Source organism: Cupriavidus phytohabitans (assembly GCF_000426345.1).
Lineage (GTDB): Bacteria > Pseudomonadota > Gammaproteobacteria > Burkholderiales > Burkholderiaceae > Cupriavidus.
Genome location: NZ_AUFE01000014.1, coordinates 33060 through 55518, shown reverse-complemented (window position 1 = coordinate 55518; position 22459 = coordinate 33060). Strand labels below are relative to the sequence as shown.

Sequence of the window (22459 nt, the reverse complement as noted above, 5' to 3'; positions counted from 1 at the left end):
CGGCCCGCTGACGCCTGCCGGTGATGGGTTTCGCGGGACTATTGTGCCCGCCCTGGGTGTTTCCCGGGCCGCGACTATGTCGCCAAGCACGCACAACGCCGCATGCGTCCCATAAATGTCCAGTCCTGTTCTGATCCGGTTTGTCTCCTGAATTCCAGCCTGTTGTCGTGAACCCCGCCGTCAAGTCCCTTGCCGACCGCATCGAGGCGCTGCTACCCCAGACCCAGTGCACCAAATGCGGATTCAACGGCTGCCGCCCGTACGCCGAGGCCATGGCCGCCGGCACAGCGGCCTGCAATCGCTGCCCGCCAGGTGGCGCGGAAGGGGTGCGCCGGCTGGCCGGGGCGCTCGGCGTCGAACCCATGCCGCTCGACCCCGAACGCGGCACCGAACAGCCACGCGCGCTTGCGCTGATCGACGAGAGCCTGTGCATTGGATGCACTCTTTGCATCCAGGCATGCCCGGTCGACGCCATCGCCGGTGCTGCCAAGCAGATGCACACGGTGATTCCCGAACTGTGCACTGGATGCGACCTGTGCGTGGCGCCCTGCCCGGTCGACTGCATCGCCATGGTCCCGGTCACCGGTGACCGCACCGGCTGGGACGCGTGGTCGCAGGACCAGGCCGATGCGGCCCACGAACGCTACCTGGCGCGCCGGGCCCGGCTGGTGCGCGAGCGCGAGGAAAACGACGCGCGCCTGGCTGCCAAGGCTGCGGCCAAGCTGGCCGCGGTGCAGGCCGAAGCCCCGCAGGACGACGCCGAGCGCGCCGCGCAGGAACGCAAGCGCGCCATCATCCAGGCCGCGATCGAGCGCGCTCGCCAGAAGCAGCAGGCCGCGCGGCCGCGCAATACGGAAAACGTCTCCCCCGCCGTTCAGGCGCAGATCGATGCCGCCGAAGCACGCCGCGCGCGCGCCGGCCTGACCGAGCCGGCCGTCGGCCCCGACGCCAAACCCGACCCGGAACAACAACAATGAACGCCGCCAAGTGCCGTGCCATTTTCGAGACGCTGCGCGAAGTCAACCCGGCCCCGACCACTGAGCTGGAATACAGCTCGCCGTTCGAGCTGCTGATTGCCGTGCTGCTGTCGGCGCAGGCTACCGACGTCGGTGTCAACAAGGCTACGCGCCGGCTGTTCCCGGTCGCGCACACGCCGCGGCAGATGCTCGACCTCGGCGAAGCCGGGCTGGGCGAATACATCAAGACCATCGGCCTGTACAAGACCAAGGCGAAGCATGTCATCGAGACCTGCCGCATCCTGGTCGAGCGGCACGGCGGCAAGGTACCGCCCGACCGCCAAGCGCTTGAAGCGCTGCCGGGCGTGGGCCGCAAGACCGCCAACGTGGTGCTCAACACAGCTTTCGGCGAGCCCACCATCGCTGTGGATACGCATATCTTCCGGGTCGCGAACCGCACCGGGCTGGCACCCGGCAAGAACGTGCAGGTGGTCGAGCAGAAGCTGCTAAAGTGCGTGCCGCATGAATTCCTGCACGATGCGCACCACTGGCTGATCCTGCACGGCCGCTATGTGTGCAAGGCGCGCAAGCCGGAATGCTGGCACTGCGTGATCGAGCCGCTGTGCGAATTCAGGGAAAAGACGGAAGCGCCGCAGTTGTAAGCGCCTTGGCGGCGCGCCTTAGTCCGGCTCGCGCGCCAGCACCATGGCCAGTTGCAGCGCCGTGCGCGCCACCACCTCGACGTCGGGCGTGTAGCCCTGTCCGATCCAGCGCAGCGCGACGTGGATCACCCCGCCCGCCACGCCCGCGGTCAGCAGCGGATCGAGCTGCCGGCCCGGCGGCAGCAGCGCTTGCGCCAGCAGGCCGCCAAATTCGCTCAGCGAATCCGCCAGCGCGCCATCGACCAGCTTGCTGACGCCGCGGATCTCCACCAGGAACACCCGCGCCGAACGCGGCTCGCACTGCAGGGCCCCGAAATAGGCGCGCAGCATCGCCAGCGCCCGGTTGGCGCCGTCGCCGCCTGCCACCTCCCCGGCGCGGGCCAGTGTCTGCAGCAAGCGGTGGGTGACAGCCTGGAACGACGCCAGCAGCAACGCCTCGCTGTTGGGGAATGACTCGTAGAAATAGCGCTCAGTCAGGCCGGCGGCTTCGCACACGGCCTTGACCGTGGCGTTCTGGTAGCCACGCTCGCCATAGACCTGCACCGCCGCGGCAATCAGCTGGCCCCGGCGCTGGGTGCGCCGTTCTTCGGCTTCGGCGCCGCGGTAGCGGCGTGCGGGAGTGAGCTCGGTGGTCATGCGCGCCATTATGACATTCCCTATTGTCAGATGCCTTGTCATATCGCTTCTGACAACCTATGTTGTCAGAAGCGCCACTCGCCCGGATGCCCGACATGACCGCCCCCCGTCCCGATGATGTCGTCCTGGATGTCCTGATCGTAGGCGCCGGCCTGTCCGGCATCGGCGCCGCGCGCCACCTGCAGATGCGCTGCCCCGGCAAGCGCTACGCCATCCTGGAAGCCCGCGACGCCATCGGCGGCACCTGGGACCTGTTCCGCTACCCCGGCATCCGCTCCGACTCGGACATGTACACGCTGGGCTACCGCTTCAAGCCCTGGCGCGGCGCCAAGGCCATCGCCGACGGCCCGTCGATCCGCGCCTATATCCGCGAGACCGCCGACGAAGCCGGCATCACGCCGCATATCCGCTTCGGCCACAAGGTCGTCAGTGCCGCGTGGGACAGCACCGCGGGCTGCTGGACGGTGGAGGCCGAGCGCACGGCGGATCACAGCCGGTTGCGCCTGCGCGCCCGCTTGCTCTATATCTGCGCGGGCTATTACAGCTATGCCGAAGGCCATCGCCCGGCCTTTGCCAACGAGGAAAAGTTCCGCGGCCGCATCGTGCATCCGCAGTTCTGGGACGAATCGCTCGACTACAGCGGCAAGCGCGTGGTGGTGATCGGCAGCGGCGCCACCGCCGTGACGCTGGTGCCGGAGATGGCAAAGCGCGCCAGGCACGTGACCATGCTGCAGCGCTCGCCCACCTACATCGTGATGCGCCCCGCCGAGGACGCGATCGCCCACAAGCTGCGCCGCCTGCTGCCCGAGCGGCTGGCCTACGGCGCCACGCGCTGGAAGAACGTGCTCCTCGGCATGATGTTCTTCCAGCTGGCGCGGCGGCGGCCGGAGCGCACCAGGGCACGGCTGATCGGCATGGCCGCGGCACAGCTGGAGCCGGATTTCGATGTCGCGACGCATCTCACGCCCCGCTACAACCCGTGGGATCAGCGCCTGTGCCTGGTGCCCGATGGCGACCTGTTCGGCGCGATCCGCGACGGCCGTGCCACGGTGGAGACCGATACCATCGAACGGTTCACCGAAGACGGCATCGTGCTGGCCGGCGGCAAGACGCTCGCCGCGGATATCGTGGTCGTGGCCACCGGGTTGAAGCTGAACATGCTGGGCGACATCGCGGTCAGCGTCGACGGCGAGCCGCGCCGCCCCGCCGAGTCGTTCGCGTACAAGGGAATGATGCTGAGCGGCGTGCCCAACCTGGTACTCGCGTTCGGCTATACCAACGCCTCGTGGACCCTCAAGGCCGATCTCACCGCCGAGTACGTCTGCCGCCTGCTGCGCCATATGGACCGACATGGCCACCGCGCGGCCATGCCGCGCGCGCCCGCCGGCATGCAACCCACACCGTTCCTGGATTTCACTTCGGGCTATGTGCAACGCGCCGCCACCGTGCTGCCCCGTCAAGGCGACCGCAAGCCATGGCGCGTCTATCAGAACTACCTGAAAGACTTGCTGACGATCCGGCACGGGCGCATCGCCGACGGCGTGCTGCAGTTCGATGTCCCGACTTCCTCCGCCCATGCTGGCCATCCTCATCGCGACAGCCAGGGCTCCACCGAAACCAATGCCGTGCCGGCCGTTGCTGCCAGCGAGGTGCAATCGTGACCATCGCCCTGACCATCGCCGGCTTGCTGGTCGGGCTGCTTGTGGTACTGGGCACCGCGCTATGGCTGTACACGCTGCGCACCGTCCGGCGCATCGAGGCGGCAATGCCGCCGCGTGGACGCTTTGTCGATGTGCCCGGCGCGCGGCTGCACGTGGTCGAGCGCGGCCAGGGGCCCGCCGTGCTGCTGGTGCACGGCCTGTCGGGACAGCTGGAGAACTTCGGCTACGGCATGATCGAACCGCTCGCCCGCCACTTCCGCGTGATCGCCGTCGACCGCCCAGGCGCGGGCCACTCGACGCGCGTGGCAGGCACCGCGGCGGATTTGCCGGCACAGGCCAATGCGCTCGCAGCGCTGTGCGACCAGCTTGGATTGGAGAAACCGCTGGTGGTTGGCCACTCGCTCGGCGGCGCGATCGCGCTGGCACTGGCCATCCACCATCCCGGGCGCGTCGGCGGCCTGGCGCTGATCGCGCCGCTCACCCATCCGCCCAAGGCGATTTCGCCGGTATTCCAGGCGATGACCGTGCCGGGCGCATTGCGGCGGCTGCTGGCGTGGACACTGGTGGTGCCGATGTCGGAACGTCGCCGCGAAGAAGTCATGGATATCGTGTTCGGTCCCGACCCGTTCCCGCTCGACTTCCCGACGCGGGGTGGCGGCCTGCTGGCGCTGCGGCCGTCCCATTTCCTCGCCGCTGCCGAAGACCTGACCGGTGCCGCCCGAAGCCTGCCGGCAATGCTTCCGCATTATGGCTCGCTGCGCGTGCCGGTGAGCGTGCTGTACGGCCGCGATGACCGCATCCTTGATTTTGCCGAACATGGCGAAGCGCTGGTTGCCAGGGTGCCTGGCGCCACGCTGGCGCTGGTAGACGGCGGCCATATGCTGCCGGTGACCGCCATCGACACCTGCGTCGACTTTGTGCGCGACGCCGCCGCGCGGCTGCATGCCCCGGCCGCCGCCCCGACGCAGTTCGCCTGACTCACGCTGACTCACGGATCCCTGCCATGGCCACCCCGACCGCCTCCAATCCCTACAAACAGGATTTCATCACCGCGTTCCGGGCCGTCCGCAAGCTGCTGGCGAACGGCAACGACACCGAGCAGGTCTTCCGCATCATGCGCGCGCTGAACGGCCCGTCGATGCCGCGCAACTTCGGCCGCCTGCTGTCCACGCCCGATGGCAGGCGCATGGTCTACCAGCGCATCGAACTGGCGGAGCGCCTGTCCGATCCCACCTATATCGCCGGCTTCGGTCCGGGCACGGTCGGCGCGGCATATCGCGCGTTCCTGGAAAAGACCGGCTACAGCGCGGACGGGCTGGCCAAGGTTTCCAACCTCGACCAGGAGCCGGTGATCGAGGACGCATACATGTGGTTTGGCCGGCGTACCCGCGATATCCACGACATCTGGCATGTGCTCACCGGCTACCGCGCCGACGAAAGCCTTGGCGAAGCCGCGCTGGTGGCGTTCAGCTACGCGCAGACCGGCGGCAAGGGATGGGCGTTCATCGCCATCGCGGCGTCGCTGAAAAGCCTGCGCGTGACCGGCAGCCTGGCGTTTGCGCGCGCCGTGCTGGAGGGTTACCGGCTGGGACGCCGCGCCGGCTGGCTGCTCGGCGAGGACTACGAAAGACTGTTGCACGAACCGCTCGACGCTGCCCGTGCACGGCTCGGCATTGCCGAGCCCGGACGTTACCTCGCCTGCAATCCCGTCCAGGAATGGACTGCCTGAGATTGCGGCGCACCACAAAAAAAGCGACCTCATGGGTCGCTTTTTCTATTCCCGGCGCCACTGGCGCGCGGCATCTTCAGACGATGCGGCAGGCTTCGTCGAACGACAGGCGCGGCAGGCGCGGATGCAGCTTGTCGGCAATGCCGTAGCCCAGGTTGACCAGGAAGTTGACCGACCACTTGCCATCGGGGAAGAAGGCCGCGTTGACCTTGTCGGCGTCGAAACCGCCCATCGGGCCGCAATCCAGGCCCAGCGCACGTGCGGCCAGGATGAAATAGCCACCTTGCAGCGAGCTGTTCATCAGGGCGTCGCGGGCGATCTTCTCATCGTTGCCGGCATACCAGGCACGCGCGTCGGCATGCGGGAACAGGCGCGGCAGCTGCTCGTGGAAGGCCTTGTCGAAGGCGATGATCGCGGTGACCGGCGCGGAGCGGGTCTTCTCGACGTTGCCGGCCGACATGCATTCCACCAGGCGCGCCTTCTCGGCCGCGCTCTTGACGAAGACGATGCGGGCCGGGCCGCTGTTGGCGGCGGTGGGGCCGAACTTCATCGCGTCATAGATCTGGTGCAGGACGGCGTCGTCCACGTGCCGGTCCTGCCACACGTTGTGGGTACGGGCCTCGGTGAACAGTTGCGCCAGCGCGGCTTGGTCGATCTGGGACATGCGGCTATTTCCTATCCAAGAAGTGTCAGAAGCCGCGATTCTACCCAAGGGCCAGGATGTGCCGCGCCAGCGTCTTTGACCGACCCGTTCAATTCTCTTGCATGTCGCCGCGGGCCGGCGCCGGCGCGCTGCTGCGCCGCGTGAGCCACAGCACGCCGACCAGGATCAACCCGCCGCCCAGCGCCTGCGTACCGCCGATATGCTCGCCCAGCAGCAACGCCGCCAGCATCACCGTGACCACCGGCTCGAGCGTCGAAAGCATCGAGGCCTGCGCCGCGCCGAGCCGTTGCAGCCCGGCGAAGAAGGTCAGGATTGCCAGCACCGTCGACAGCAGCGCGATCGCCGCCAGTGCCAGCCAGCCGCCAGCGCTGGCGGGGAACTGCGGCGGCACGCCCGCGCCAAGGCGCAGCAGGCCAACCGCGCCGTAGACCAGCGCGGCCGCAGTGCAGATCACCGTGGTCGTGGCAATCGGGTTGACGCCGGCGGTCACGCGCGCGCCGACGATGATGTAGACGGAATAAATCACCGCCGCCGCCAGCCCCAGCGCGATGCCCAGGGGCGAACCCTCGCCCCCGCCCACCGTCAGCCCTGCGCCCACCGAGCACAGCACCAGCGCGATCACGGCCGCCGTGGTCAGCCGCTCTTTCAGGAACACCGCTGCCAGGATCGTCACGAACAGCGGGTACAGGTACAGCAGCAGCGCCACCAGGCTGGCCTGCGCATGGTTCAGCGCGCTGAAAAAGCAGAACGACTGGCCGACGTAGCCGATGCCGCCCATCGCCGCCAGCGCCAGCACACGCCGCCACGGCGGCAGTCCGATGCCGCGCGTGCGCATCACCCACGCCAGCGCCACCGCCGCCAGCACGAAACGTACGAACAGCAGGCCGTAGACGTCGGCACCGGCCGCATAGGCAAAGCGCGCAAAGATCGCCATGGCGCCGAAGGCGCTGGCCGACACCGCGATCAGCAGCACCCCGGCGAGCTTGGCGCGGGCCTGTTCCTGGGCGGTGGTGGAGACGGAGGCGGTCATGAAGGCTGCGAGAAGTCGGCGATCCCGCATTTTACTTGGCGCCGCCGGTCGGCAGCGCTCGCCGCGGCCCTCGTTTACAATGGCGCCACCATGTTTAATCCCTCACGAGAAGAAGTCCGCCGTTTCTTCTGCGAAGCCTGGCAGAAGCAGATCGCGGGCAGCGTGCTGACGCCGCTGGAAGTCATTGCCGTCGACTGGATCGGCGAGCATCCCGAGTACCACGACCTGCTGCGCGACACCGAAGGCGCGCTGGCGCAGGACTACACCCCCGAGCAAGGCCAGACCAACCCGTTCCTGCACCTGGCGATGCACCTTTCGATCTCGGAACAGGTCTCGGTAGACCAGCCACGCGGCATCCGCGAGGCTTACGAGGCGCTTGCGCGCCGGCTCGATTCGCCGCACGAGGCCCAGCACCAGGTGATGGAATGCCTGGGCGAGATGCTGTGGCAGGCACAGCGCAGCGGCCTGCCACCGGACGGCGACCAATACGTCGACAGCGTGCGCCGGCGCGCGATGCGCTGAGCGCGTCACTCCAGCCGGCTGCCAATCGTCTGCGTGCCGGCTGCGTACATTTCGTCACAACCCGTTTTCTACCGCATGGTAGGCTTTGCGGGTTCCGAAATTTCCCAATGCCGCGCGCGCCGATCAAGCCGCGCCCGCGGTGCCCTGGCATCATGTCCCGATTGACCCTGCCCCGCCGGCTGCTGGCTGCCAGCCGCGCCGTCGCCCCCCTCTGCCTGTCCCTGGCACTGGCCTGGCCCTTGGCCGGCCACGCTGGCGTGGCGCTGCTGCAGCCGCCGCGCGTGATCGACGGCAACCAGCCGCTGACGCTGACGCTGGTGGTCAGCGCCGACGGCGCGACGCGCCGTTACCGGATCCCCGATACGCTGGAAGTCAGCGCGTCGAGCGAAATGCAGGCGCCGGTACGGCTGGTGCTGTGGCGCGAGGTATCCGGACCCGCCATGGTCAACCTGCGTCGCGGCGAACACCGCGCCATCCGCTACACCGCGACCCTGCCGCCGCAATTGCGCGGCCAGGTGCGGCTGGATGCGACCGGCATCGACGCCGCGCCGGTGCTGGTCACGCTGAACCGGCTGCCACAGCCGGGCGAGGCGGTCACCGCCGCCCCGCCCGCGGTAGCCGCTACGCCGGGGTCGGCCGGCGAAGCCGCGGAGGCGACCCCGGTTCCCGTCACGCCGGTGACCAGCGCAAGCGCCACCGCCCCGGCGCCGGCGGACCTGCGCGACAGCGCGCGCCTGTCGTTCTACGATCCGATGTACTTCACCGTCGGCGCGCACGATGGCGCCAACGCGAAGTTCCAGTTCAGCTTCAAGTACCGGATCTTCCAGGGCGAAGACCCGGCATCCAAAAGCCTGTTCGACAACCTCTATCTCGGCTTCACCCAGTTCTCGCTGTGGGACCTGTCGGAACAGTCCAAGCCGTTCCGCGATACCAACTACCGGCCGAGCCTGTTTTACTACCTGTCGGACACCGGCGTGCGCAATCGGGCCATCAGCCGGCTGTCGCTGGCCGCCGGCGTGGAGCACGAATCCAACGGCCGCAGCGGCGACGAGTCGCGCAGCATCAACACCGTGTTCGTCAAGCCGACGTTCTACTTCGGCGACCAGAACGACTGGCACTGGCGCGTCGCGCCCAAGCTCTATGCCTACGTGGAAAAGGGCGACAACCCGGACATCGCCCACTACCGTGGCTATATGGACCTGGGCATCGCCTATGGGCGTCCGGATTCCTGGGAGTTCTCCGCCACGCTGCGCAAGGGCACACGCAAGTGGTACGGCAGCGTCGATGCGCAGGTCACCTATCCGTTGGCGCGGCTGCTGCCGGGCACCGCGGGTTACCTGATGGCGGGTTACTTCGTCGGCTACGGCGAAAGCCTGCTCGACTACAACCACAAGCTGCCCTGGCAGTTCCGCATCGGCTACGCGCTGTCGCGCTAATGCCCCTGCTGCCGCTGGCTTTCCGGTTCAGCCCGCCAGCGGCTTGCCGTCCGCCTTCAGCCGCGCATTGGCGACTGCGGCAGCAAACTGGCCGTGGCCATGCCAGCCGGTGGCACGGCCCAGCTTCTTGCCGCTCTGGAAGAACATGAACACCGGGATGCCGTGCAGGCCGAAGCGTTTGCCCAGCGCGGGATGCGCATAGACGTTGGCGTGCAGCCAGTGCAGGCCAAGCGCCCGGATCGGCTCGGGATTGGCGAGCATGGCCTTCTTTGCCATCTCGCAATTGAAGCAATCCACGCCCCAGAAGAACACGCACACCAGCGCATCGCCGGCCTGGGCAATCGCGGCGTCGATGCTCGCATCGTCGACCTGGCGCATGCCGAAGGCCTCGAAGGCGCGGTGGTCGAGGTGTGGTGCCGCGGCCTGGCCCGCGGATGACACGCCGGCGGGCGATTCGCTTGACATGGGTTGGCTCCCGCAAAGGCAAAAAAAGCAAAACGCCCGGGCCTGAATGGCACCGGGCGCAACGTCAGCAGCTAAGAGCAGTCCGGCTTACTTCGGTGCCGCCACCGTCACCAGCGCCGGGCGCAGCACGCGGTCGGCAATGGTGTAGCCGCGCTGCAGCACGGTGACGACGGTGTTGGGTTCCTGGTCGGCCGGCACCATCGAGATGGCCTGGTGGCGGTGCGGGTCGAACTTCTCGCCGACCGGGTTCAGTTCCACGATCTTGCCGCGCTCGAACGCGGCAGCCAGCTGGCGCGCGGTCAGTTCGACGCCTTCGCGCAGCTTGGCGATGTCGCCGGAGCCGTCAGCCAGCGCGGCCTGCAGGCTGTCCATCACCGGCAGCAGGTTGTCGGCGAAGTTCTCGATGGCGAATTTGTGGGCCTTGGTGACGTCTTCCTGCGCCCGGCGGCGGATGTTCTCGCCTTCCGCGACCGCGCGCATGTACAGGTCGTAATGCTCACGCGCCTTGGCTTCCAGGGCGGCCAGCTGGGCCGCCACGTCTTCCACGGCGGCAGCCTCCGGCGCAGCGTTCTCCTGCGCGGCGGCAGTGCTGGCTTCGTCGTTGGGCGTCGGGGTGGATGGCGTCTGCTTCTGTTCTTCCATGTCGGTCCGTATCAATGCATTGGCGCGGCCGTCCGTGGGCACGGCCGCGGTGGGTCAATCGGCGTGTTTAGCGGCAATTGGTGGCATCGCGCCGGATTTCAAGAGTGGCGCCGGCGAGACGCTGAAACAAGCGGTTACAAAGGCGGGAGTTATGCAATTGAGGCCTTATTGCCTTGCTGCACTGCACTCACTAACATTCACAAGAAGAAAAATGACAAAAATGCCGGGAGCCGGAGATGGTTCATTTTTGTGCCTCTTCCGAAAGGTTGGCCATGCACAAGCTGCCAGTCGTGACGCTCTGCCTCGTGGCCGCCCTGGCGGTCATGACCGCCTTTATCTGCCTGTCCGGCGCCTTCACGCCGCGCGATACCGAGTATGGCAGTGGCAAGGCGGTGTTCAAGCACTACATCATTCCTATCGTCAGCCAGGAAGTCTCGCAGGAATAGGCGCCCGCGCAACTTTCCGGCACACACGCCCGCACCGCGGCGGCCCCGGCATCCTGCCGGCGCCGCCGCGTGTCATTCCTGCCCTCGTCAGTGCCGGAAATCATCGATGCGGCGGCGGTCGCGCTTGGTCGGGCGGCCCTGCAACTGCGCGGCGGGCTCCGGCTGCAGGCGGCGGCGCTCTGCCTCGGCCTGCCGGCGCGCCTGGCTGTCGACGCTTTCTTCATACAGCGTCTGCGCCACCGGTGCAGGGCCGCGCGCCGGGGCAATGCCCTTCACCTGCAGTTCCCAGCGCTGCTGGTGTGCCTCGAGCGCGACCTTGTCGCCTGGCCGCACTTCGCGCGAGTTCTTGACCAGTTGACCGTTGACGGTCACCTTGCCGCGCTCCACCGCCTCGGCCGCAAGCGAGCGCGTCTTGAAGAAGCGCGCGCACCATAGCCATTTGTCGATGCGCTGGCGCGCATCCGCTTCGAAATCCACGTTCATGCTGCGGCTCCCCGGGTCTGCGCGCGCGCGCGGCGCGCTTCCAGTTCATGCGGGTGCGGCGATTTGAGCGGCCATCCCTGCAGATGCTGCAGGGCAATCTCCGCCATCGCGGCCACCCACGGCGCGGAATCGTTCATGCAAGGAATAAAGTGGAAATCCTTGCCGCCCGCGACCTTGAATTCGGTCTGCCCTTCCATCGCGATTTCCTCCAGCGTCTCGATGCAGTCCGCCGGGAAGCCCGGGCAGAACACGTCGACCCGGCCGGCGCCGACCTTGCCGAGCTCCGCCAGCGTCGGGGCGGTGTACGGCTGCAGCCACTCCGCCTTGCCGAAACGAGACTGAAACGTCACCTGATACTGTCCCGGCTGCAAGCCCAGCGCGTCGCCAAGCAGCCGCCCCGTCTTCAGGCACTCGCAGTGATACGGGTCGCCCAGCTCGAGCGTGCGCCGCGGCACGCCGTGGAACGACAGGATCAACTTGTCGCCGCGCGCGAAGTCGGGCATGCCATGCCGTGACCAGTAGCCGCCGACCTGCTGGTGCAGCGCCGAGATATAAGCCGGGTGGTCATGGAAATGTTTGACCAGCCGCAGCTCGGGCTGGTTGCGCCATTGGGCCAGCACGCGGAAGACCTCGTCAAACGCGGTCGCGGTAGTGGTGCCCGAGTACTGCGGGTACATCGGCAGCACCAGCACCTGTTCGCAGCCCTGGCGGCGCAGCGCCTCCATGACCGAGGCGATCGACGGGTTGCCGTAGCGCATGGCGCACGCCACCGTCACCTCGTGGCCGTTCTGGTTCAGCAGCCGTTGCAGCGCATGCGCCTGGCGCTCGCTGTAGACCAGCAGCGGCGAACCGGTCATGTGCGCCTCGCGCAGCCAGATCGACTCGTACTTCAGCGCCGACGCACGCGAGCGCAGCGGCAGGATCACGCCATGCAGCAGCGGCAGCCAGGCTGCACGCGGGATCTCGACCACGCGCGGGTCGGACAGGAATTCCTTCAGGTAACGCCCCACCGCCTTGGGCGTGGGCGCATCCGGGGTCCCCAGGTTGACCAGCAGGAGCGCCGTGCGTGGCGCCTGACCGTGCTGGTAGACCGGTTCAGGTGAAAACGTCATGTCGCTTCCGGGTTGGGGCACTGCCGGGAGCGCGCCATGGCGGCGCGCCGGCGCTGGCGGCGCTCGGTAGGAATGGGGCAGCTTGTCAGACCGGCCAGCCGCGTCACTGGTTCTGGCTCAGTGCGCTGGACAGCAGCCGCGCGGTGATGTCGACGATCGGGATCACGCGCTCATATGCCATGCGTGTCGGGCCGATCACGCCGAGGGTGCCGACGATCTGCCCGTCGACCTCATACGGCGCGGTGATGACCGCCATGTCTTCCAGCGGCACCAGCTGGCTTTCGCCGCCGATGAAGATCTGCACGCCCTGCGCGTGGCTGGAGACGTCGAGCAGCTGCAGCAGGCTGGTCTTGTGCTCGAACACGTCGAACAGACGGCGCAGCTTGTCCATGCTGGAAGACAGGTCTTCCACTTCCAGCAGCTTGCGCTCGCCGCTGATATAGACGTGGTCGTCTTCCTCGTCCTCGGCCACGCTGCCGGCCTCGACCGCAGCCTGCATCAGCTGCGACATGTCGCGGCGCAGGTCCTGCAGCTCGAGGCGCAGGTGGCCGCGCACGGTGTCGAAGCTCATGCCGGCGTAGTGCGAGTTGAAGTAGTTGGCCGCCTCGATCAGCTGGGCCGGGGTGTATGACAGCTCGGTCTGGATGATCCGGTTCTGCACATCGCCCTCGGGACTGACAATGATCAGCAGGATCCGCTTGTCGGACAGGCGCATGAATTCGATCTGCCGGAACGCCTGCGCGCGCCGGGGCGTCATCACGACGCCGGCGAAGTGCGACAGGTTGGACAGCGTGCGTGCCGCCGTCGTGATCATGCGCTGCGGCCCCAGCTGCTGGGCGCCAAGCTGGCCCTGGATCTGGCCGGTCAGCTCGGCCAGGTCGGCGTTGTGCTCCAGCGGCTTGGCCGTCAGCATGGAATCGACGAACAGCCGGTACCCGCGCGGCGTCGGGATGCGGCCGGCCGACGTGTGCGGGCTGGCGATAAAGCCCATTTCTTCCAGGTCGGACATCACATTGCGGATGGTCGCGGGCGACAGGTCCAGCCCCGAGTACTTCGACAGGGTGCGGGACCCGACCGGCTGGCCTTCGGCGATGTAGCGCTCGATCAGGGTCTTGAGCAGCGTTTTGGAACGTTCATCCATGATGTCCCGATTTTACGCAAGTTTTAGACCTTCTGGCGCTCCGCCTGGGTTGCGGCGGCGCCGCCTGCTGGCAACGTCAGCGGCGGTATGGTCTAATCCCGGCATGTCCGCGCCCCAGAGAGCCAGCGCCTTGCGCACTTCGTTCAACACCGTCGCCCTGGTGGGCCGCTACTCGACTGCCGGCATCGAAGGACCGCTGGAGGAAATCGCCTCTTATATCCTGCGCAACGGCCAGGATGTGGTGTTCGAGCGCGAGACCGCGCTGGCCACCGGGCTGACCGCCTACCCTGCCCTGTCGGCCGAGGAAATCGGCCAGCACGCCGACGTGGCGGTGGTGCTGGGCGGCGACGGCACACTGCTGGGCATCGCCCGCCAGCTGGCGGGCCACGACGTGCCGCTGATCGGGGTCAACCACGGGCGGCTCGGCTTCATGACCGACATCGCGCTGGAAGAAGTGCACACGGTGCTGCCCGACATGCTCGACGGCCGCTACGAGGCCGAGAACCGGCTGCTGCTCGAGTCGCGCGTGGTACGCGACGACAGCGTCATTTTTTCCGCGCTGGCGCTGAACGACGTGGTGGTGAACCGCTCGGGCATTTCCGGCATGGTCGAGCTGGCGGTGTCCGTGGACGGCTACTTTATGTACAACCAGCGTTCGGACGGCCTGATCGTGTCGACCGCGACCGGCTCGACCGCCTACGCGCTGTCCGCCGGCGGCCCGATCCTGCATCCGACGCTGTCGGGCGTGGTGCTGGTGCCGATCGCCCCGCACGCGCTGTCGAACCGGCCTATCGTGCTGCCGCACGATGCCGAGGTCACCATCGAGGTCGCCAGCGCGCGCGACGCCAGCGTCAACTTCGACATGCAGTCGCTGACGTCTCTGCTGCCCGGCGACCGCATCGTGGTGCGGCGCTCGGAGAAGAGCATCAACCTGCTGCACCCGGTGGGCTACAACTACTACGCCACGCTGCGCAAGAAGCTGCACTGGCACGAGTACCCGTCCGAAGACAACCGCCTCTGAGCCGCCCCCAGAGCCCGAGCTAGCCACCCCATCCGACGCCAGCCCGCCCTTCCGGACCGATCCTACTTCCCGCCACGATGCTGCGCAGCCTGTCCATCCGTGATTTCGTCATCGTCGACACGCTCGACCTGGATTTCACCTCCGGCTTCACCGTCTTTACCGGCGAGACCGGCGCCGGCAAGTCGATCCTGATCGACGCCCTGGCCCTGGTGCTGGGCGAGCGTGCTGACGCCGGCATCGTACGCGAAGGCGCCGCGCGCGCCAGCATCAGCGCCACCTTCTCGACCCACCCGGCGCTGGACGCCTGGCTGGCCGAGCGCGAACTCAACGCCGAGGACGATGACGGCGCCGGCTCGGTGCTGCTGCGCCGCACGGTCGATGCCGGCGGCCGCAGCAAGGCCTTTATCAACGGCGCCGCTGCCACGCTGGCGCAGTTGCGCGAAGTGGGCGACCAGCTGGTCGACATCCACGGGCAGCACGCACACCAGTTGCTGCTGCGCCCGGATGCGCAGCGCCTGCTGTTCGACGCCCACGCCGGGCTGACCCAGCAGGCCGGCGCGGTGGCCGAGGCCTGGCGCGCGTGGCGCGCCTGCGTGCGCCAGCGCGAGGCCGTCGAGCACCAGTCGCGCGAGATGCAGCTCGAACGGGAGCGGCTGGAGTGGCAGGTGGGCGAGCTCGACAAGCTCAACCCGCAGCCTGGCGAATGGGAAGAGATCCAGGCCGAGTACAACCGCCTGTCGCACGCCGCCGGGCTGATCGACGGCAGCCGCGCGGCGCTGGACGCGCTGTCCGAGGCCGACGGCTCGGTACTGTCGGCGCTGAACACGATCGTGCACCGGCTGCAGCAGCTGGCCGACGTCGACCCGGCGCTGCGCGACGTGCTGGCCGCGCTCGAGCCGGCCCAGGTGCAGGCCGAGGAAGCCGCGCACTCGCTGACCCGCTACGTCGACCGGCTCGAACTGGATCCGGAACGGCTGCAGGCCGTCGAGGAACGCATGCAGGCGCTGCACGCCACCGCGCGCAAGTACCGCCTGCCTCCCGAGCAGCTGCCCGATGAGCTGCTGGCGCGCCGCCAGCAGCTCGACGACCTGCAGGCCGCGCAGGACCTGAACAAGGTGATGGCGCGCGAAGCCGCTGCCAAGGCCGCCTACCTGACGCTGGCGCAACACCTCAGCCATGCGCGCTCGCAGGCGGCGCAGGCGCTGTCGGCCGCGGTCACCGACGCCATGCAGGGCCTGTCGATGGCGGGCGGCAGCTTCGTCGCCGCGCTGAACACGCTGGAAGAAGGCCAGAGCTACGGCCTGGAGCAGGTCGAGTTCCTGGTGGCCGGCCATGCCGGCGTCAGCGCGCGGCCGCTGGCGCGCGTCGCCTCCGGCGGCGAGCTGGCGCGCATCAGCCTGGCGATCTCCGTGATCACCAGCGAGGCCTCGCCCACGCCGACGCTGATCTTCGACGAAGTCGACACCGGCATCGGCGGCGCCGTCGCCGAAGTGGTCGGCCGGCGCTTGCAGGAACTGGGCCGCGCGCGCCAGGTGCTGTGCGTGACCCACTTGCCGCAGGTCGCCGCGCAGGCCGGCACGCACCTGCTCGTCAGCAAGGAAACCACCGATGGCGGCGATGGCTCGGTCACGCGTTCGCGCATCCGCATGCTCGACCCGGCCGGGCGCGTGGTCGAGACCGCGCGCATGCTGGGCGGCGCCACCGTCACCGCGACCACGTTGCAGCATGCCGAAGAGATGCTGGCGCAAGGCGCCGAAGCCCAGGCCGGCGCCGCGGTGCGCGGCACGGCAAAGGAAAGCCGGCGCGGCCGCCGCGCCGCCGGCTGACGCCTCCCGCGCCTCGCACGTCGCGCCCGCATCGGCCTACCGAACCAACTTTCACAGGAGTCCCACCATGACCCGCCACGCGCCGCCGGCAGGCCGCCGCCACCGCCCCTTGCGCGCCGTACTGGCCCTGGCCACCGCGGCCACGGCAGCACTGCTGGCACTGTCCGCTTGCCAGGCGCAGTCCGGGGCCTCTGCCCCGCCGCCCGGCAGCATCACTGACGACCGCGCGCTCGGCGACATCATGGTCAAGTTCAAGCCGCCCGCGGTCGACATGTCCGAGGATGCCGGCAAGCTGCTCGCCGGGATCAAGGGTCCGATCCGCTACGTGGTCAAGCGCCCCATGTCGGGTGGAGTCTGGCTGGTCACGGCGATCTCCGCCGCGCCCGGCACCACGCTCGACCAGGCGGTCGATACGCTGCGCGCAACCCCGCGCATCGAGACCGCCGAACCGGACCGGCTGATCCAGCCCAACCGCACCATGCCGACCAGCAGGGACATGCCCAAGAGCTGAGCCGGCGCCCCGCCTTGTCCGCAAGCGGCGGGTTCTAGACCTTCGGTAGGCCTTGCGCAACCGCGGCGGATCGTATTCCCTACATAACACCCCCTTGCGCGGCCCATGCCTCGCAGAGTGCACCTGGAGGAATACATGCCGCATCCCGCGCAGTCTGTCTTCCGTCGCTGCATCCCGGTTTATCGATGGCGGGCATCCGTGATCGCCATCGCCGCCATGTGCGCTGCGGCACCGACCAACGCGGCATTCGCGGCCAGCGCCTCCACCGCGGCATCCACATACACCGGCCAGATCATCGTGCGCTGGCGCGATGGCACGGCCTCCATCGTCATGCCTGACGCCGCCAGCAAGGCACCGGCCGCGTCGACCGAGCCAGCGCAGGCAGCAAGCCGGCTGCAGCAGTTGCGCGAGGGCACCGGCATCGCCGCCACGCTGCGCCGGCCCATGGGCGGCAACATGGACCTGCTGCAGGTGCCGGACGAACTCGCCACGGATCCGGAAGCCGCCGCCGCGCGCCTGCGCCAGGATCCGCGCGTGGCCGACGCCGTGCCGGACCGCTGGCTGCGGCTGCATGACACCCTGCCCAACGACCCGGAATTCCGCGCCAACCAGCCGTACCTGATGGGCACCGGCACCACAGTCGGCGGCGTCAACCTGCCGCGCGCCTGGGACCGCACGCGCGGCAGCAGCGGCATCGTGATCGCGGTGGTCGATACCGGCACGCTGCCCCATCCCGACCTGGCCGCGCGGCTGCTGCCGGGCTATGACTTCATCAGCACCACCACCGTCTCCAACGACAACGATGGGCGCGACGGCGACGCCACCGACTCTGGCGACAATGTCCCGGTCGGCTTCACCTGCCCGGGCAGTTCCTCGCCGACCACTGAAGCCACCACCAACAGCTGGCACGGCACGCGTGTGGCAAGCGTGATGGGCGCGATCACCAACAACGGCGAAGGCATCGCCGCGGTGGACTGGAGCACGCGCATCCTGCCGGTGCGGGTTTCGGGGCGGTGCGGTGCGCTGCTGTCCGATACCGTCGATGGCATGCGCTGGGCCGGCGGCCTGCCGGTGCCTGATGTGCCGGCAAATCCCACGCCGGCGCGCGTGGTCAATATCAGCCTCGGCGGCGGCAAGTGCAGCAGCATCGAGCAGCAGGCGGTCAACGACCTGAACGCGCGCGGCGTGGTGGTGGTGGCGGCGGCGGGCAACAACCGCAGCGCGGTCGAGGCGCCGGCCGACTGCAGCGGCGTGATCGCGGTTACGGCCCATGCCAACGACGGAGAGAACGCGACCTATGCCAATGTCGGCCCGCAGGTGGCGATCAGCGCGCCGGGCGGCGGCTGCGGCAACTCGCGCGTACAGGACGGTGCATGCACGTCGACGCTGTCGGTGATCCGCACGCTCGGCAACAATGGTGAAACGTCGCTCGGCGCATACACGGTAGCGTCGTCGCAGGGCACCAGCTTCGCGGCGCCGATGGTGTCGGGCGTGGTCGCGATGATGTTTGCGCTGAACGGCTCGCTGTCGCCGGCGCAGGTGACCGCGGCACTGAAGTCCTCGGCGCGGCCGCATCCATCCGGCACCTTCTGCACCACCAATCCAGGCGTGTGCGGCGCCGGCCTGCTGGATGCCGACAACGCGCTGGCCGCGGCAGTGTCGGCCCCGCCGGCGGCCGCGCCGGCACCGTCCGGCGGTGGCGGCGCGGTGCCACGCTGGCTCGCGCTCGTGCTGGCCTGCACGGGCTTGTTCGGCTTCGCGCTGCGCCGGCGCGCGTGACGCCTGTCGCGCCGCGGACGCGGCTCAGCCGCCGTCGGCGCTGCGCAGCGGCCGCCGTGCCAGCCACCACTCCTGCGCCACCCAGCACAGCAGCCCGGCCACCGCGCCGGCTGCGTGCGCGGCGCGCACCACGCCGAAGCCCCAGGACGGATCAAGGATAACCGGCGCCAGCCAGGATTGTTCCAGCCACACCTTGACCAGCACACCCAGGCACAGCAGCACGCCGAGCACGCGCGACAACCCGGGCGCGCGCAACAGGCTGAGCCCGCCCCATAGCGCCAGCCCGTGCAAGGCACCGGACAAGCCGCCATACCAGCCGACCGCTGGCACGCGCAGCAGCGCGGCCTGCACCGCAAGGCCGCAAGCCACCAGCACCAGCAGCATGGCGCGCGCCCGCGCGGAGCGTCCGGCCAGCGCCAGCAGGCCCGCGGCCGCAAGTGCGTTGGCCAGCCAGTGCCTCGCGTCCAGGTGCACCCACATGGCGGTGGCCAGCCGCCACCACTGGCCGTCGAGCCGCACCGCATCGCGCAGGTAGAGGCCGTGCGCGTGCCACCACGGCAGGAAGGTGAAGCAGGCCGACAGCGCCCAGACCAGCGTGATCGCCGCCAGCAGCCCCGGCCACGAGGCCCCGGCGGGACGGCTCGGGGCCACCGCGGCCTCAGTCCTCACCGAATACGGCCTGCCACAGCGTGCGCACCTGCGCGGTCTGCTCGGCAACCGATTCCGCCGTCACGCGCGCCTGCGCCTGGCCGTCGAGCCGCAGCTGGTGCTGGCGCGCACGGAACAGCCGGTAGGCGTCGCCCACCGCCACCGCCAGCGCCGCATCGATCAGCCCGATTTCGCCGGCTTCGCGCAGCAGCGCGATATTGCCCGCATTACGCGTCAGTTGCGGATGCGCGCGGCTGTGCAGCAGCACCAGGTACTGCACCGTGAACTCGATGTCGACCATGCCGCCACGGTCGTGCTTGAGGTCGAACAGGCTGCTGGGATTGGGATGGCCCTCGGCCACCTTGCGGCGCATCTGCACGATCTCGTCGCGCAGCACCGCGGCATCGCGGTCCTGGCGCAGCACCTCGTCGCGCAGCGCCTCGAAGCGATCGCCGATGGCTGCATCGCCGGCACAGAAACGCGCGCGCGTAAGCGCCTGGTGTTCCCAGACCCATGCGGTGTTGTCGCCCTCGCGCAGCTGGTAGCGGCGGAAGGCGTCAAAGCTGGTGACCAGCAGGCCGGCGGCGCCGTTGGGACGCAGCCGCGTATCGACGTCGAACAGCGCGCCGGCCGCGGTATGGCTGGTGAGCCAGGTGATCAGCCGGCGCGCGAAGGCGGCGTAGACATCGGGCGCGCGCTCGTGCTCGTCGTCATACAGGAAGATGATGTCGAGGTCCGAGGCATAACCCAGTTCCTTGCCGCCGAGCCGGCCGTAGGCGATCACCGCGAAGCGCGGCGTGTCGCGATGGCGCGTGGCGAGCTGGCGCCACACCGTCTGCAGCGTGGCATCGAGCATGGCGTCGGCCAGGTCCGACAGGCGGTCGGCCACCTGCTCCACCGTCAGCATGCCGTGCAGGTCCTGCAGCAGTACGCGGAAGGTCTCGGCATGGTGCTCGCGGCGCAGGATATCCATCTGGTGCTCGACCTGCCCTTCGGCAGCCAGCAGCCGCTCGTGCAGGCGCTTGCGGAACGCGGGCCAGTCGGGCGCGCCGGCCAGCGCATCGCTGTCGAGCAGTTCATCCAGCAACTGCGGGTGGCGCGTCAGGTAGGCCGCGGCCCAGCGCGAGGCGTGCAGCGTCTGCGCGACGCGGTCCATCGCCTGCGGATACTCGGACAGCAGCGACAGGTAAGAGGCACGTCGGCTGATGGCCTCGAGGAAGTCGATAAAGCGCGCGATGGTGCTGTCGGCGTCGTCCTGGCGCGCGGCCAGGTCGAGCGCGCGGTTCACCAGCTGGTCGAAGCGGGCGCGGCTGGATTCGGACAGCGCGCGGTAGCGCAGCGACGACGCGGTCGCGCGCAGCCGGTCGATCAGGCCGGTGCAGTCGGTGAAGCCGGCTGCCTGCAGGCGCCGGCATGGCGTGGCATCGTCGTCGCACCCTGCCTGCGCGCCTCGCTCGGCCTGTGCCGGCTCGGCGCCGTCCTGCTGCGGGTTGTCCTGCGCGCGCGCGGCGTTGTCGTCGAGCACGATGTCGGGCCACAGCGCTTCGCAGGGCGCGGCGTCGGGATCGGAGAAGGTGGCCTCGAACTGCTGCGCCACCGGCTCCTGCAGCGCCGCCAGGCGCGCCAGCAGCTCGTTCCAGCTGGCGCAGCCCATCATCCGCGCCACCGCCAGCTGCTCGTCTTCCGAGGTCGGCAGGTGATGGGTCTGGGCGTCGTCGCGGTACTGCAGGCGGTGCTCCAGCTGGCGCAGGAAGCGGTAGGCGTCGCCCAATTGTCCGGCCTGGCCGGAAGGCAGCAGGCCGCGCTCGACCGCCACCCCCAGCACTTCCAGCGTGGGCCGCACGCGCAGCGCGGGATCCTGGCCGCCGCGGATCAGCTGGAACACCTGCGCCATGAATTCGATCTCGCGGATACCGCCGCGGCCAAGCTTGATATTGAAGGAGCGCTGGTTGACACCATGGCCCGCCAGCCCGCCGCTTCGCTTGGCGGCCTCGCTGCGGATCTGCGCATGCAGCGAGCGGATCGCCGCGATCACGCCGTAGTCCAGGTAGCGTCGGAACACGAACGGCGTGGTCAGGCGCGCCAGCAGGCCGGCGGTGCGCTGCGCGTGCGGCGTGTCGAGCGCCGACACCACGCGGCCCTTGATCCAGGCATAGCGCTCCCACTCGCGCCCCTGCACCACCAGGTATTCCTCCAGCATGCCGAGGCTGCACGCCAGCGGACCGGCATCGCCATTGGGCCGCAGCCGCATGTCGACGCGGAACACGTACCCGTCGGCGGTCACTTCGGCAAGCAGGTTGATCAGGCGGCGGCCGAGGCGGATGAAATACTCGTGGTTGGACAGGCTGCGCGTGCCGCCCTTCGTGTCGCCGTCTTCCTCATACAGGAAGATCAGGTCGATGTCGGACGAGACGTTCAGCTCGCGCCCGCCGAGCTTGCCCATGCCGACCACCACCAGCTCCTGCACCTCGCCGCTTTGCTCTCCGACCGGGCGGCCGAAGGTAGCGGCGAGATCAGCCCCGAGCACCGCCAGGCCATGCTGGATCGCCAGTTCGGCCAGGTCGGTCATGGCGCCGGTGATTTCGCCCAGCGCGGCCAGGCCGCGCAGGTCGCGCTCGATCACCGCGCACATGACCTCGGCGCGCAGCCGGCGCAAGGTGCGCTTGGTGGCTTCCTCGGCATCGGCCGAGGGTTCGTGCAGCGCCTGCAGCCGCGCCTCCATCCACGCGCGCGTCAGCGGTTGTCCGGCCGCCGCCGCGATCACCGCGGGAAGTTCGGGGCGCGCCTGCAGCACCCGCCGCGCGTAGTGCGAATACGCCGCCGAGTACAATACGTGGCCGCCGCAATCGGCCGCCTGCAGACCCTGCGGCAATGACTGCGCCGCGGTGACGGCAAAGGCGCCGGCGGTCATGGTGCCGGGGCCCTCGCCAGGGCCAAGCGCCGCCGCCGGATCCGCCAAATCGGCTGGTACCGGTGTGGCGCCCGCGCCATGTTGGTCTGAGGCATCGCCAGCGGCGGAACTCGTCGGGTCAGAGGCAGTCATTCCAGTAATTTGAAATGCGAAAGAAGGTGCGGCCGGTACCGGCGCC

General features: G+C 68.9%; 22 protein-coding genes. 12 read left to right on the top strand and 10 right to left on the bottom strand.

Features of this window, described 5'->3' with window-relative positions; all coding sequences use genetic code 11:
* Positions 1–167 precede the first annotated feature (167 nt).
* Together rsxB and nth are read left to right on the top strand one after the other, a co-directional pair.
* Positions 168–977 carry an electron transport complex subunit RsxB gene (gene rsxB / locus K309_RS0113150; RefSeq protein WP_029046857.1) on the top strand — a complete coding sequence of 270 codons (810 nt, stop codon included), beginning with the start codon at positions 168–170 and terminating at the stop codon, positions 975–977.
* Entirely contained in the window at positions 974–1618 is a 645-nt protein-coding gene (gene nth / locus K309_RS0113145) for an endonuclease III (RefSeq protein WP_029046856.1), read from the top strand. The genes rsxB and nth overlap by 4 nt, the downstream gene beginning before the upstream one ends.
* 18 nt (positions 1619–1636) lie before the next feature.
* Here the strand turns inward: nth and K309_RS0113140 are convergent, their stop codons facing one another.
* Complete coding sequence (locus K309_RS0113140; protein ID WP_029046855.1) at positions 1637–2263, bottom strand: TetR/AcrR family transcriptional regulator; 627 nt, start codon at positions 2261–2263, stop codon at positions 1637–1639.
* 86 nt (positions 2264–2349) lie between these two features.
* On the opposite strand from K309_RS0113140, the gene K309_RS0113135 reads away from it, so the two are divergent.
* Genes K309_RS0113135 through K309_RS0113125 form a run of 3 tightly spaced genes read left to right on the top strand, consistent with a single transcriptional unit; the run spans position 2350 to position 5644 of the window.
* On the top strand, positions 2350–3915 hold the full coding sequence (locus K309_RS0113135; protein WP_029046854.1) for a flavin-containing monooxygenase: 1566 nt from the start codon (positions 2350–2352) through the stop codon (positions 3913–3915).
* A complete protein-coding gene (locus K309_RS0113130; protein WP_029046853.1) occupies positions 3912–4892 on the top strand; it encodes an alpha/beta fold hydrolase in 981 nt (326 codons plus the stop codon). The genes K309_RS0113135 and K309_RS0113130 overlap by 4 nt, the downstream gene beginning before the upstream one ends.
* Before the next feature lie 26 nt (positions 4893–4918).
* Positions 4919–5644: a Coq4 family protein gene (locus tag K309_RS0113125; RefSeq protein ID WP_029046852.1), complete on the top strand. Its 726-nt coding sequence runs from the start codon at positions 4919–4921 to the stop codon at positions 5642–5644.
* Positions 5645–5720: 76 nt separating this feature from the next.
* Here the strand turns inward: K309_RS0113125 and K309_RS0113120 are convergent, their stop codons facing one another.
* Complete coding sequence (locus tag K309_RS0113120; RefSeq protein ID WP_029046851.1) at positions 5721–6308, bottom strand: malonic semialdehyde reductase; 588 nt, start codon at positions 6306–6308, stop codon at positions 5721–5723.
* 88 nt (positions 6309–6396) lie between these two features.
* Positions 6397–7338 (bottom strand): DMT family transporter, encoded by a 942-nt coding sequence (locus K309_RS0113115; RefSeq protein WP_029046850.1) that lies wholly within the window; start codon positions 7336–7338, stop codon positions 6397–6399.
* A 90-nt stretch (positions 7339–7428) separates the two neighbouring features.
* On the opposite strand from K309_RS0113115, the gene K309_RS0113110 reads away from it, so the two are divergent.
* Complete coding sequence (locus K309_RS0113110) at positions 7429–7860, top strand: DUF1841 family protein (protein WP_029046849.1); 432 nt, start codon at positions 7429–7431, stop codon at positions 7858–7860.
* A 152-nt stretch (positions 7861–8012) separates the two neighbouring features.
* Complete coding sequence (locus K309_RS0113105; protein ID WP_029046848.1) at positions 8013–9296, top strand: phospholipase A; 1284 nt, start codon at positions 8013–8015, stop codon at positions 9294–9296.
* 27 nt (positions 9297–9323) lie between these two features.
* Here the strand turns inward: K309_RS0113105 and K309_RS0113100 are convergent, their stop codons facing one another.
* Both K309_RS0113100 and grpE read right to left on the bottom strand, forming a co-directional pair.
* Positions 9324–9761, bottom strand: coding sequence for a thioredoxin family protein (locus K309_RS0113100; protein WP_029046847.1), 438 nt, complete (start codon positions 9759–9761; stop codon positions 9324–9326).
* Positions 9762–9848: 87 nt separating this feature from the next.
* Complete coding sequence (grpE, locus tag K309_RS0113095) at positions 9849–10403, bottom strand: nucleotide exchange factor GrpE (protein ID WP_029046846.1); 555 nt, start codon at positions 10401–10403, stop codon at positions 9849–9851.
* A 272-nt stretch (positions 10404–10675) separates the two neighbouring features.
* Here grpE and K309_RS42425 point away from each other — a divergent pair, with 272 nt between their 5' ends.
* On the top strand, positions 10676–10849 hold the full coding sequence (locus K309_RS42425; RefSeq protein WP_029046845.1) for a hypothetical protein: 174 nt from the start codon (positions 10676–10678) through the stop codon (positions 10847–10849).
* Between the two features lie 87 nt (positions 10850–10936).
* Here the strand turns inward: K309_RS42425 and K309_RS0113085 are convergent, their stop codons facing one another.
* From K309_RS0113085 to hrcA, 3 genes are all read right to left on the bottom strand, one after another.
* Positions 10937–11332 carry an RNA-binding S4 domain-containing protein gene (locus tag K309_RS0113085; RefSeq protein ID WP_029046844.1) on the bottom strand — a complete coding sequence of 132 codons (396 nt, stop codon included), beginning with the start codon at positions 11330–11332 and terminating at the stop codon, positions 10937–10939.
* Positions 11329–12444: a ferrochelatase gene (gene hemH, locus K309_RS0113080; protein ID WP_029046843.1), complete on the bottom strand. Its 1116-nt coding sequence runs from the start codon at positions 12442–12444 to the stop codon at positions 11329–11331. Before hemH ends, K309_RS0113085 begins: the two co-directional genes overlap by 4 nt.
* Positions 12445–12547: 103 nt before the next feature.
* Entirely contained in the window at positions 12548–13585 is a 1038-nt protein-coding gene (gene hrcA, locus K309_RS0113075; RefSeq protein WP_029046842.1) for a heat-inducible transcriptional repressor HrcA, read from the bottom strand.
* A gap of 103 nt (positions 13586–13688) precedes the next feature.
* On the opposite strand from hrcA, the gene K309_RS0113070 reads away from it, so the two are divergent.
* The 4 genes from K309_RS0113070 to K309_RS0113055 all read left to right on the top strand — a co-directional run bounded on the left by K309_RS0113070 (position 13689) and on the right by K309_RS0113055 (position 18722).
* Positions 13689–14606 carry an NAD kinase gene (locus tag K309_RS0113070; protein ID WP_029046841.1) on the top strand — a complete coding sequence of 306 codons (918 nt, stop codon included), beginning with the start codon at positions 13689–13691 and terminating at the stop codon, positions 14604–14606.
* A gap of 77 nt (positions 14607–14683) precedes the next feature.
* Positions 14684–16432 (top strand): DNA repair protein RecN, encoded by a 1749-nt coding sequence (gene recN / locus K309_RS0113065; RefSeq protein WP_029046840.1) that lies wholly within the window; start codon positions 14684–14686, stop codon positions 16430–16432.
* Positions 16433–16499: 67 nt separating this feature from the next.
* Positions 16500–16943: a hypothetical protein gene (locus K309_RS0113060; RefSeq protein WP_029046839.1), complete on the top strand. Its 444-nt coding sequence runs from the start codon at positions 16500–16502 to the stop codon at positions 16941–16943.
* Between the two features lie 135 nt (positions 16944–17078).
* Positions 17079–18722, top strand: a complete 1644-nt coding sequence (locus K309_RS0113055; protein ID WP_029046838.1) for a rhombosortase-dependent MprA family serine protease — start codon at positions 17079–17081, stop codon at positions 18720–18722.
* A 24-nt stretch (positions 18723–18746) separates the two neighbouring features.
* Here the strand turns inward: K309_RS0113055 and rrtA are convergent, their stop codons facing one another.
* Entirely contained in the window at positions 18747–19391 is a 645-nt protein-coding gene (rrtA, locus tag K309_RS0113050; protein WP_029046837.1) for a rhombosortase, read from the bottom strand.
* Complete coding sequence (gene glnE / locus K309_RS0113045; protein ID WP_035877385.1) at positions 19381–22281, bottom strand: bifunctional [glutamate--ammonia ligase]-adenylyl-L-tyrosine phosphorylase/[glutamate--ammonia-ligase] adenylyltransferase; 2901 nt, start codon at positions 22279–22281, stop codon at positions 19381–19383. The genes rrtA and glnE overlap by 11 nt, the downstream gene beginning before the upstream one ends.
* Positions 22282–22459: the final 178 nt, after the last annotated feature.